Raw genomic sequence first — 10,523 nt, 5'->3', positions numbered from 1 at the left:
AAGCACACTTACCAACTCGGCGCCTGATCAACGGCCTTCCCTCGAAAGGATCCGCACCCAACTCAGATTGAGGCCTTCCAGCGTCAGCATCGGGAGGAAGAGCGCGGCCTGGTGCTTGCCGATGAACCGCGCGGGACCCTGCGCCCGGCTCGCCTGGCGGCGCGACCAGACCAGCAGGTCGGGGGCGACATCCGGATCCTTCTGCTCGTGGTTGGGATGCGCGTGGTGGCGGGTGTGCTTGTTCATCCACCAGCCGTAGCTCATGCCCAGCAGCACGTCGGCCACCAGCAGACCACCCGCCTCGCTGGGGCGCCGGCGTGAGAACACCTGCCGGTGCGCCAGATCATGGGCGGCCAGCGCGAGTTGCCCGAAGACCACGGCCAGGGCCGCCGCGACGAACAACTGGCTCCAGCTGTCGCCCAGGACGAGGAAGGCGGCGACACCTCCCGCGAGGGCGAGGCCCACGGTCCCCAGGCGCAGGGTGTAGTAGAGAGGGCGGCGCCTGAGCAGCCCTTCGGCGGCCATGCGCCGCGACAGTTCGGCGAAGTCGCTCCCCTTCTCGCGTGCACGCGCGGTCGGGGTTTCCGTGAGCGTCGTCGGATTGAGCACCGTTGGATTGGCCATGCATGTGAGTATGTGAACGAATGCCTCGCCGCAGAATGATGTTGACCCCCGGAACGAGGGTGTGGATAGCCCCAGCGCGGGCGCCGTCCCGTCCGGCTTGACATCCCTCGCGTCCGCCCCGCACCATCACCCCCGTGAACCTGTCAGACAACCAGACAGGTGTGGTCGGGCCGCGGCGCGTCAGCGCGATGGAAGCGGTCCTCTCCCACCTGCGCGACGCCATCGAGCGCGGCGAGTACGCCATCGGCGACAAGCTCCCCTCGGAGGCGGAGCTGTGCCGCACCCTCGAGGTCTCCCGGCCCGTGCTGCGCGAGGCGCTGCGGGCGCTGCAGACCATGGGCCTGACCGCCTCCAGGGCCGGCAAGGGCACCTTCGTCGTCGCCGACGCCGTCGGGGACCCCACCTTCGGCGACTACGCGGCCGGCGACCTGCTGGAGGTGCGCCGCCACGTCGAGATCCCGGTCGCCCGGTACGCGGCCCGGCGGCGTACCCCCGAGCACCTCGAGCTCCTGCACCAGTTGCTGGACCGGATGGACCGGGAGACCGACACCACCGCCTGGGCCGCCATGGACACCCACTTCCACCTCGCAGTGGCCGAGGCCACCCAGAACCCCGTGTTCCGCAGGGTCATCGAGGAGATCCGGGACGCGCTGGCGCGTCAGTCCGCCTTCCTCAACCAACTCGGGGACCGGCGCGAGCAGTCCAACAGCGAGCACCGGGTGATCGTCGAGGCGCTGGCCGACGGCTCGGAGGACGACGCCGCCGAGGCGATGTCGCACCATCTGGAGCGGGTCGGAACGACCCTCACGGCCATCGTGCGCCCGGCGCGCGCCGCCACCCGGACGGCCACCCGCGCGGTCCCGCACACGCCTGCCCCCCTGGCCCCCCGCGGGCCCGCCTCCACGGAAGACCGATCCCGATGAACAGCACGTTCCCCGCGGCCGCGCCCCCGGTCCGTGAACCCCTCCACGCCCCTGTCGCCCACCTCGTCCGCGGCGGGGTCGTGGAAGGTGTCCACTACGGTTCCGTCGTCGTCCTCGGCGCCGACGGCGAGGTCCGGCTCGGGCTCGGTGACATCGAGGCCGCCTGTTACCCGCGCTCCGCGCTCAAGCCCGTCCAGGCCGTCGCCATGGTGCGGGCCGGGCTCCCGCTCGACGGCGAACTGCTCTCCCTCTCCGCCGCCAGCCACTCCGGCGAGGAACGGCACCTCGCCGGAACCCGGCGCGTCCTCGCGGGCGCCGGACTCACCGAGGACCACCTGCGCAACACGCCGGACCTGCCGTTCGGCCGGGCCGTACGCGAGACCTGGGTGCGCGAGGGCCGCCCGCCCTCCCGGCTTGCCCAGAACTGCTCCGGCAAGCACGCCGCCATGCTCCTCACCGCACGGCTCAACGGCTGGCCCCTCGGTGACTACCTCGACCCCGGCCACCCCCTCCAGCGGGCGATCGCCGAAACCGTCGAGGACCTCACCGGGCAGCGCGTCGCCCGGGTGACCGTCGACGGCTGCGGCGCACCCCTGTTCGCCGTCTCCCTGTACGGCCTCGCCCGCGCCGCCGCCCGGATCACCACCGCCCTGCCCGGCACCCCCGAGGCCAGGGTCGCCGACGCGATGCGCGACCACCCCGGGATGGCATCGGGCTCCGGCCGGGACGTCGCCGCCCTGATGGGGGCCGTACCCGGGCTGCTCGCCAAGGACGGATTCGAGGGCGTACAGGTCGCCGCCCTGCCCGACGGCAGCGCCGTCGCCGTGAAGATCTCCGACGGTGCCGACCGGGCACGCGTCCCGGTGACCGCGGCCGCCCTTGCCCACGCCGGGGTCGATCCGGCCGCGCTCACCGGGTTCGCCGGCGAACCGCTGCTCGGCGGCGGCCTGCCGGTCGGCGGCATCCGCCCCGTACACGCGCTGGAACCGCTGCCCGGGACCGCCGTACGACGCTGACGGCCTCTCGGAGCGCTGAGCGGTGGGCGGCGATGCGCTGCGGCGGCGGGTGACGCCGGTCGCGGCCGGTCAGTCCGGCACCGCCGGCCCCCACCTGAGCCGCAGGAACAGGGCCACGCCCATCGCGCCGAGCAGTGCGGCGCCCGTGACCGTCCATGTCACCGACCGCTCGAGCCCGTGGCCCCGCGCCGCCGGAACCGCGGCGGTCGCGGGCTGCGCCTGGGGTCCCGGCAGGGGCTTGACCCGCAGGGCGTCCAGCGACCCCACCGCGTCGACCCGGCCGGACGCGTCGAACCCCCAGTCCAGCAGCGTGCGCGCCTCCTCGTACACGGCGTGCCCGCCGCCCTGCCGGGGGTTCAGCACCGTCACCACGAGGGTGCGTCCGTCCCTGCGGGCGGCCGCCACGAGCGTGTTGCCGGCGTTGCTGGTGTAGCCGTTCTTGATCCCGACGATCCCCGGGTACCGCTCCACCCCGTCCGATCCGGTGAGTAGCCGGTTGGTGTTGCGAATTCCGTACGATGCGCCGTCGCGGTCCGGGAACATCGCCTCCCCGCGGGAGCAGTACCGGACGAAGTCGGGGCGGTGCAGCCCGGCCCGGCCGAACACCGCCAGGTCGAACGCCGACGACACCTGGCCCGGGGTGTCGTAGCCGTCGGGCGACTTCACCCGCGTGTCGTGGGCGCCGAGGGCGTGGGCCTTGTCCTGCATCCGCTCGGCGGTGACCTTCCAGCCGCCGTTGAGCGCGGCCAGTACATGCACGGCGTCGTTTCCCGAGCTGAGGAAGACCCCGTTCCACAGGTCGGAGATCCGGTACGTGAGGTCCTCCGCGACCCCGACACGACTGCTGCCGGGGCCGATACCCGTCAGTTCCTCCTCGCTGACGGTGTGCCGGATGCCGGCGGGCAGGACGGGCAGCACGGTGAGCGCGAACAGGGTCTTGAGGGTGCTGGCGGGCGGCAGCCTGCGGTGCGCGTCGTGCGCGGCGAGCACCTCACCGGAGTCGGCGTCGGCCACCAGCCACGACCGGGCGGACAGCTCCGGGACCTCGGGTGCCCCGGCGCGCGGGCGGACCTGGGTGCCCAAGCGGTACAGCAGCGAATCCGGCGCGGCCGGGGCCCGTGGCCCCGCGCCGGCTCGTGCTCCGGAGCCGGGCGTCGGCGCGGGGTCCGCGCGCGTGCCGGCGGTCGCCGCGGCGGGGGCGAGCGCCAGCAGACTCGCTGTGCAGAGGGCACAAGTGGACACGGCAGCCCGCGAGGCAAGTCCGATAGTCATACTGCAAACGTAGGAAGGGGACCCCGGACGGCCACGGTGACCGGGCCGGAGACCCTCCGCAAGCACCCGGATGCCGCACGGCGCTACGACGGCTCTTCGCGGTCGGGGAGGGGTGACTGCCGGGCACCGTCAGCTGCCGGGCAGGGTGGGCCGGACGCGCCGGAGGAAGGTCGCGTTGTCGGGGGCCTCGCGCATCCGCTCCAGCAGTGTCTCCAGGCCGGACTGCCCCTCCCGGAACTGCAGCACCCGCCTCAGACCGCGTGCGGCCGACAACTCCGCGGGGGTGAGCAGCAGTTCCTCCCGGCGGGTGCCGGACGGGACGATGTCGACGGCCGGGAACAGACGGCGGGACGCCGCTTCACGGCTCAGCCGAAGCTCCATGTTGCCGGTGCTCTTGAGCTCCTCGAAGTAGAACTCGTCGGCACGGGAGCCGGTCTCCACCAGGGCCGAGGCGAGAATCGTGAGCGAACCGCCCTCCTCGGCCCGGCGCGCGGCACCGAAGAACCGCTTCGGCCCGATCAGCGCCGCGGTGTCGACCCCGCCACTCATGGTCCGGCCGCCGGAGGCGGCGGCGTTGTTGTACGCCCGGCAGAGCCGGGTCAGCGAGTCGAGCAGGATGACGACGTCCTCGCCCGCCTCGACCAGCCGCTTGGCCCGCTCGATCACCAGTTCGGCCAGGGCGATGTGCTGCTTGGCGGGCCGGTCGAAGGTCGAGGCGTACACCTCGCCGTGCACCGAGCGCCGCATGTCGGTGACCTCCTCGGGGCGTTCGTCGAGCAGCACCACCATCAGGCGGCACTCGGGGTGGTTGCCCGCAACGGCCGCCGCGAGCTGCTGGATCAGTACGGTCTTGCCGGTCTTCGGCGGGGCCACGAGCAGGCCTCGCTGCCCCTTGCCGACAGGGGCGAGCAGATCGACGACGCGCCCGGCCAGACCGGACGCGGGGTGCTCCAGGCGCAGCCGTTCCCGCGGGTGAAGCGGCGTCAGATCCCCGAAGTGGGGCCGGCCGCGCAGCGCTTCGGGGGTACGGCCGTTGATCCGGGTGACCTCGGTCAGGCCACTCCGGTCGCCGCGCAGGCCCTCGGTCAGGTCGCCCTTGCGCAGGCCGTACCTGCGGAGCGTGGCGGGGGAGACAGCGAGGTCGGAGGAGGAGGGCAGGCAGGTGCCGGCCCGCAGGTGCCCCTTCCCGGCCGCATCGATGTCGAGGACGCCGCTGACGGGCTGGGGCTGCTGCTGGACAAAGGGGCGGTCGAGTGTGGTGGTGGTCATGGGGCCGGTCCTTTCGTGGACGACTGGGAGGGAAGGAGCACACGTGGGGAAGGGGAGAACCGCGCAGGAGGACGCGTCCAGCGCCCAGGGCGGTGGGAACAGCACCTCGGCCACAGCGGTGAAGCCCGCTCATGAGGTGGTGTGGGAAAGCCGGACGGCCGGCCCGAAATGACGGGCGGAACGGCGTGCCGACGAGAATCTGAGGAAGAGCTGGCACCGACGTCCGTATCAGGACGTGAAGCGAGTGCTTCCTGTGACTGTACCACGGGGTACGTGCATGCGCGGGGCACGAAACAGGAAAGGGCCCGCCGGAGGCGACCGGCGGGCCCCGGGGCCGGGCGGGGGAGCGGTTCAGGCCGAGCGGTCCTGTGCGGCACGTGCGATCTGGTCGAACTTCGCACTCATGGCGGCCTGGAGCGCCTGCGCGCCCGACAAGGGGCGGATCATCACGGTGAGTTGACCGATGCGGCCGTCGTCGTCGACATGGATGATGTCGCAGCCCTCGACCTCGCGGTCGCCCACGCGAGCGGTGAACGCGAGGACATGGTCATGGCCGTTCGCGTCATTGACCTCCCGCACATAGCGGAAGTCCTCGAAGACCTCCGCCACCGCGTGCAGGATCGCCGCGGTGACCGGCCTGCCGGTGTAGGGCTTGAAGACGACCGGACTGGAGAAGACGACATCCTCCGCCAACAGCGCTTCGGCGGCGCCCATGTCGTGCGCCTCCACGGCCTCACGGAATGCCCGCATCACAGCTCCTCACAGTCAACGGATCGCACGGTGCACACGAGGTTAGCCCCACGGCCGGCTCCTGGGTCCAGGGCCTGTCCGGCGGATCATGCCGGACAGGCCCTAGGCTGATCCGATGTTCAGCCCCGAAGGCCCCCGCCTGCGCGAACTCGCCGTCCAGGTGATGTCGTCCGTGGAACGCGGATACGACCTCCTCGCGCCGAAATTCGACCACACCCCCTTCCGTACGCCCGACTCGGTGCTCGACGCCACCGCCGTGGCACTGCGGAGACTGGGGCCGTTCGACTCCGGGCTCGATCTGTGCTGCGGCACCGGCGCGGGCATGGACGTCCTGGCGAGGGTGTGCCGCCGGAGCGTCACCGGCGTCGACTTCAGTGCGGGCATGCTCGGCGTCGCGCGCGAGCGGACCCGGCCCGACGGGCCGACGGCCGGCTGGGTGCGGGCGGACGCACGGGCGCTGCCGTTCGGGCCGGCCTTCGACCTGGTGGTGAGTTTCGGGGCGTTCGGCCACTTCCTGCCGCGTGAGCTGCCAGGGCTGTTCACCCAGGTCCACCGAGTGCTGCGGCCCGGGGGACGGTTCGCCTTTCCGATGGTGGCCCCGCCCCGGCCGGGCTCGCTCGCGTACGGGATGCTCCTGGGCTTCGACGTGGTGATGCGGGTGCGTAACGCGGTGTGGCGCCCGCCGTTCGTCATGTACTACCGGGCCCTCCGCTTCGGTGCTCTCCAGCGCGATCTGGTCCGGACCGGATTCCGGGTCGAACTCCACCCGCTGCCCGAGTTCGGGCAGCGGCCGGACGGCAGCCCCCGGGTCCGCCTGGTCGTCGCCGAGCGGACCGCGGAGCCGCGGGTCGGCCGAGGGCCGTCCGCCGTGCCGGTCAGACCGCGGCCGGCAGGGTGAACTCGTAGACCAACGCGTCCTGCTGGGCGTCCACGATCAGCTCGGTGATCTCCAGCGGCCGGGCGTACTGGTCGTGCACCCGGCGGGTGACCCGAACGGACGGCGTGCCCGCGATCCGGGTGATCGTGTCGCGGTGGTGCAGTGTCAGCCCGGCTCTGCGCAGCCAGTCGTAGGCGCGCCGCAGCTCCGCGGCGGTGGTGCCGTCGGCCCGGTCGCGGTAGCGCGCCAGCTCCTCGACCTCGACGAGCGCGATGGTGGAGAACGAGGTCACAGCCGTCCGCAGTTCGCGCCCGTCGGCCGACGCGGACCAGTAGCGGTGCACCAGGGTCGGCCGGGAGGGTGCCAGGGCCAGGGCCTCTGCGTGCCCGGGTGGGGGAGACTCCCAGGACACGGTGGCCCGTGCCTTCGCGCCCCGGCCGGCGTACCGCGCGCCGACCGGGAAGGTGAGCGCCGCGGGCGTCTCCACCGGCGGACCCTTCAGCGTGGCATGGCTGCCCCGCCGGTCGGTGGCGACCAGGCCGTCGCGGCGCAACACCTCCAGCGCCTGTCGTACGGTCTCCCGGCTCACCCCGAAGTGCTCGGCCAACTGCCGCTCACCCGGGAGCCGTTCGCCGGGCGGAATGGCTCCGTCGCGCAGCTCGCCGAGCAACTCCGTCGCGATCCGCCGGTAGAGCGGCTCGTCTTCGGGGTGCGCAGGGTCGTGCGGTGCGGTGGATGGGGCGGTGTGTGGAGAGGCCTGCGGAGGGTCGTGCGGGGTGGTGCGGGCCATGCCGCGCCTCCTGTTGGTGACGTTCCGTGGCGGAGTGGGCTCGTTGCGCCACCACATCTACCATTGGTCTAAACCAGCAGGGAAGGGCGGCCCGTGAGTTCGGCCGAAACGGGACCGGGACGATGCCCGCCGTGCGGTGCCGTAGGGGAGGGTGCGTGCGGTGCGGCGGCAGCCGAGTCCCATGATCCTGGAGCCGAGTGGAATGCGGGAGCCGCCGAAGCCGTCCTGTCCTGAAGTCCACGGTTCGGTCCCTCAGACGTACGAGCGCATCCAGCGGAGCTGGGCCGCCTCCTGGAAAGGGCCACCGCCCTCGTGGTCGTTGAAGTCGTACACCTCGATCGACTTGTCGTCGTGCGTCCAGGCGTTGAACGCCGCGAAGACCGTCGAGGGCGGGCAGGTCTGGTCCTCGAGGCCCGTCGAGAACAGCGCGGGTGCCGAGCCGCGGGCGGCGAAGTGCACGCCGTCGAAGTAGGACAGGGTGCGCAGGGCGTCCCCGGTGCGGCCCCGGTGCGTCCTGAGGTAGAGGCCTATCTCCCGGTACGGATGCCGGTCGGTGAGCGTCGCCGCCCGCGGGAAGTCGCACAGGAAGGGCACATCCGGGGCCACCGCCGCGAGGCCCGGGACCAGGCCGCCCACCGCAAGGGTGATGCCGCCGCCCTGACTCGAGCCGAGTATCGCGGTGCGCGCCGCATCGGTCAGGGGGTGGGAACGGGCGGCCTCCACCGCGCGCACCGCGTCCGTGAACACCCGTCGGTAGTAGTAGTTCTCGGGCGCGTCGATGCCGCGTGTCATGAACCCGGGGTACGCGGGTGCGCCGCCCACCGGGTCCGCCGTGCCGCCACCGCCGCCCCAGGCACTGCCCTGGCCGCGGGTGTCCATCACGAAGTGCGCCCGGCCCGTCGAGGCCCACAGCAGATGCTCGTGGGGCAGTCCGCGGCCACCGCCGTAGCCGATGAACTGCACGACCAGCGGCAGCGGCGCCTCGGCCCCGGCCGGCAGCGTCAGCCAGCCCTTGACCGGATGGCCCCCGAACCCGGCGAACGTCACGTCGAAGACCCGCACCGTGGACAGGCCCGTGTCGACCGGCTCGAAGCGGGCGTCCAGGTCGTGCTCGCGCGCCTCTGCGAGGGTCCCGGTCCAGAACGCGTCGAAGTCCTCAGGTGCCGTGGACGCGCTCCGGTACTCGCGCAGCTCGTCGAGGGGAAGGTCGAACAGGGGCATGAGGGACCGCCTTTGTGCCGGGACAGTACGAAGCGATCACACCGTACGTGGACCGTCGGAGCGCCCGCCAGGCCCTGCGCCGGACTCGAGCCACGCATACGCAAGAAAAGAGAGAGGCGCAGGTAAAGGGCCTGGAAAGCGTTTGCCGCAGCCGGTCCGGAGCGGCAGCCCCGCCGGGCCCGGAGCGGCCCGGCCCCGGTGCCGTCGGGTGGCATGGTGGCGCGGGCCCGGTGAGCGGCGCGGGTCAGCCGAAGCGCTCGATACGGATGCGGTCCACGGGCTGCCCGGCCGCGACGAGCAGCCTGGAGGCATGCTCGGCAAAGGAGTTGGAACCGCACACATAGGTCTCCCACCCACCCGGAGGGGCTTCGGCCAGGAACGGCGCCACATGTGCGGCCGCCATACGTCCCGCGGTCGTGCCCTCCGGCGCGCTCCGGGTGAACACCCGGAGGGTCTCCGCGCCGAACTCGTCCCCGTAGATCAGCTCCTCGGGACTGCGCGCCGACACCAGCAGCCGCAGGGGCAGCGACAGGCCCCGGGCCCTGTGGTGCCGCACCATCGACATCAGCGGGACGACGCCCGAGCCGGCGCCCACCAGCAGCGCGGGCCGGTCGCCCGGCCAGGCGAAGAAGCCGCTCAGCGGGCCGCGCACCTCGACCCGGTCACCGGGCCGGGCCACCGAGTGGAACCAGCCCGACACCTCGCCGCCCGCCACATGGTCCAGGGTCAGCTCGATGTGCCCGGAGTCGTCCGGCGCGGACGCGATCGAGTAGTGGCGCTGGGCCACATAGCCGTCCTCGGCGGTCAGCCGCAGCAGCAGATGCTGGCCGGGCACATGCCCCGGCCAGCCGGGCACGGCGAAACGGAAGGTCGCGGCGCGCGGGGTCTCGCGACGGATGCCGGTCAGTGTCGCCGTCCGCCATACCGAGGCCGTCTGCTCGCTCACCCCGATGCGTCCGGGCACGGCGAACCGTGTCGGAGGAGTGAACGGTGCCGGCGAGAGCTCCGTCCCCCGGTTCCGGGCCTCCTGCGGCTGCGCCGCCCGCTCAGTCACCTCGGCCGCTTCAGTCGTCTCAGTCACCGGAGTACCGCTGTTCCTCCCAGGGATTGCCCCGCGCGTGGTAGCCGTTGCCCTCCCAGAACCCCGGCTCGTCATGGTCGAGGAGCCGCAGGCCCGCGATCCACTTGACGCTCTTCCAGAAATACAGATGGGGCACGATCAGCCGGGCCGGGCCGCCGTGCTCGGGCGGGAGCGGCCGGCCGTCGTACTCCCAGACGATCCAGGCCCGCCCGCCGGTCAGGTCCGCGAGCGGCAGGTTCGCCGTGTAGCCGGTGTGCGAGTAGGCGACGACATGTGTGGCGGACCCATGGGGGCGGGCGACATCCCAGAAGGTGTCCAGGGAGACACCCCCGAACCGCACCCCGAACTTCGACCAGCTCGTCACACAGTGGATCGCACCCTCGTACGCCGAGGCCGGCAGGGCGTGGGCCTGCTCCCAGGTCCAGGTGCGGGGCTTTGCCACCAGTCCGTCGATCCGCAGCGCCCAGTCGGCGGGCGCGAGGTCGGGCGTGACCTCGGCGGAGAGTACGGGCCATTCGTCGCCCGCGTCGTACTGGCCGGGTGGCAGGCCGGGGTTGTGCACGCGGGGGCGGCCGGTGAAGCCGCGGGTGATGTTCACGTGATCGGCGATTCCGTTGCGAGTGGTGCTCAGGTGGTTCCGGACTCAACCGTACGGGGTGGTCGGGAACGCCCGCACACCTGTCTCGCCCGCCCGCCCGCC

At 72.6% G+C, this 10,523-nt stretch carries 10 protein-coding genes and 1 pseudogene; 3 read left to right on the top strand and 8 right to left on the bottom strand.

Annotation, left to right across the window (positions count from 1 at the left end):
• Positions 1 to 39: 39 nt before the first annotated feature.
• Positions 40 to 624: pseudogene (locus tag ACFP2V_RS16725) on the bottom strand (fatty acid desaturase); the annotation flags it as partial.
• 134 nt (positions 625 to 758) lie between these two features.
• On the opposite strand from ACFP2V_RS16725, the gene ACFP2V_RS16720 reads away from it, so the two are divergent.
• The gene (locus ACFP2V_RS16720; protein WP_381212256.1) at positions 759 to 1,547 is read left to right on the top strand and encodes a FadR/GntR family transcriptional regulator; all 789 of its coding nucleotides are present in this window, start codon (positions 759 to 761) and stop codon (positions 1,545 to 1,547) included.
• The gene (locus ACFP2V_RS16715; protein WP_381212253.1) at positions 1,544 to 2,563 is read left to right on the top strand and encodes an asparaginase; all 1,020 of its coding nucleotides are present in this window, start codon (positions 1,544 to 1,546) and stop codon (positions 2,561 to 2,563) included. The genes ACFP2V_RS16720 and ACFP2V_RS16715 overlap by 4 nt, the downstream gene beginning before the upstream one ends.
• 69 nt (positions 2,564 to 2,632) lie before the next feature.
• Here ACFP2V_RS16715 and ACFP2V_RS16710 read toward each other — a convergent pair whose 3' ends face one another.
• From ACFP2V_RS16710 to ACFP2V_RS16700, 3 genes are all read right to left on the bottom strand, one after another.
• Complete coding sequence (locus ACFP2V_RS16710) at positions 2,633 to 3,835, bottom strand: D-alanyl-D-alanine carboxypeptidase family protein (RefSeq protein ID WP_381212250.1); 1,203 nt, start codon at positions 3,833 to 3,835, stop codon at positions 2,633 to 2,635.
• Between the two features lie 129 nt (positions 3,836 to 3,964).
• A complete protein-coding gene (gene rho, locus ACFP2V_RS16705; RefSeq protein WP_381212248.1) occupies positions 3,965 to 5,104 on the bottom strand; it encodes a transcription termination factor Rho in 1,140 nt (379 codons plus the stop codon).
• Between the two features lie 351 nt (positions 5,105 to 5,455).
• On the bottom strand, positions 5,456 to 5,854 hold the full coding sequence (locus ACFP2V_RS16700; protein ID WP_381212245.1) for a nuclear transport factor 2 family protein: 399 nt from the start codon (positions 5,852 to 5,854) through the stop codon (positions 5,456 to 5,458).
• 115 nt (positions 5,855 to 5,969) lie between these two features.
• On the opposite strand from ACFP2V_RS16700, the gene ACFP2V_RS16695 reads away from it, so the two are divergent.
• On the top strand, positions 5,970 to 6,752 hold the full coding sequence (locus tag ACFP2V_RS16695; protein WP_381212242.1) for a class I SAM-dependent methyltransferase: 783 nt from the start codon (positions 5,970 to 5,972) through the stop codon (positions 6,750 to 6,752).
• Here the strand turns inward: ACFP2V_RS16695 and ACFP2V_RS16690 are convergent.
• The 4 genes from ACFP2V_RS16690 to ACFP2V_RS16675 all read right to left on the bottom strand — a co-directional run bounded on the left by ACFP2V_RS16690 (position 6,730) and on the right by ACFP2V_RS16675 (position 10,421).
• Positions 6,730 to 7,521: a GntR family transcriptional regulator gene (locus ACFP2V_RS16690; protein WP_381212239.1), complete on the bottom strand. Its 792-nt coding sequence runs from the start codon at positions 7,519 to 7,521 to the stop codon at positions 6,730 to 6,732. The two genes, ACFP2V_RS16695 and ACFP2V_RS16690, sit on opposite strands and share 23 nt — an antisense overlap.
• Positions 7,522 to 7,773: 252 nt before the next feature.
• Positions 7,774 to 8,742, bottom strand: coding sequence for an acetylxylan esterase (locus ACFP2V_RS16685; RefSeq protein WP_381212236.1), 969 nt, complete (start codon positions 8,740 to 8,742; stop codon positions 7,774 to 7,776).
• Between the two features lie 244 nt (positions 8,743 to 8,986).
• Positions 8,987 to 9,706, bottom strand: coding sequence for a ferredoxin reductase (locus tag ACFP2V_RS16680; protein ID WP_381212262.1), 720 nt, complete (start codon positions 9,704 to 9,706; stop codon positions 8,987 to 8,989).
• A gap of 109 nt (positions 9,707 to 9,815) precedes the next feature.
• Complete coding sequence (locus ACFP2V_RS16675) at positions 9,816 to 10,421, bottom strand: sulfite oxidase-like oxidoreductase (RefSeq protein WP_381212233.1); 606 nt, start codon at positions 10,419 to 10,421, stop codon at positions 9,816 to 9,818.
• Between the last annotated feature and the right edge of the window lie 102 nt (positions 10,422 to 10,523).

The sequence above is a fragment of the Streptomyces incanus genome, assembly GCF_042656345.1.
Classification (GTDB): Bacteria; Actinomycetota; Actinomycetes; order Streptomycetales; family Streptomycetaceae; genus Streptomyces; species Streptomyces incanus.
This window is presented reverse-complemented; position numbering and strand designations above follow the sequence as displayed.

Bases quoted from the DNA above. Each gene is read 5' to 3' on its own strand.
- ACFP2V_RS16695 (WP_381212242.1), top strand. From the start codon at position 5,970: ATGTTCAGCCCCGAAGGCCCCCGCCTGCGCGAACTCGCCGTCCAGGTG.
- ACFP2V_RS16685 (WP_381212236.1), bottom strand. From the start codon at position 8,742: ATGCCCCTGTTCGACCTTCCCCTCGACGAGCTGCGCGAGTACCGGAGC.
- rho (WP_381212248.1), bottom strand. From the start codon at position 5,104: ATGACCACCACCACACTCGACCGCCCCTTTGTCCAGCAGCAGCCCCAG.
- ACFP2V_RS16715 (WP_381212253.1), top strand. From the start codon at position 1,544: ATGAACAGCACGTTCCCCGCGGCCGCGCCCCCGGTCCGTGAACCCCTC.
- ACFP2V_RS16700 (WP_381212245.1), bottom strand. From the start codon at position 5,854: ATGCGGGCATTCCGTGAGGCCGTGGAGGCGCACGACATGGGCGCCGCC.
- ACFP2V_RS16710 (WP_381212250.1), bottom strand. From the start codon at position 3,835: ATGACTATCGGACTTGCCTCGCGGGCTGCCGTGTCCACTTGTGCCCTC.
- ACFP2V_RS16690 (WP_381212239.1), bottom strand. From the start codon at position 7,521: ATGGCCCGCACCACCCCGCACGACCCTCCGCAGGCCTCTCCACACACC.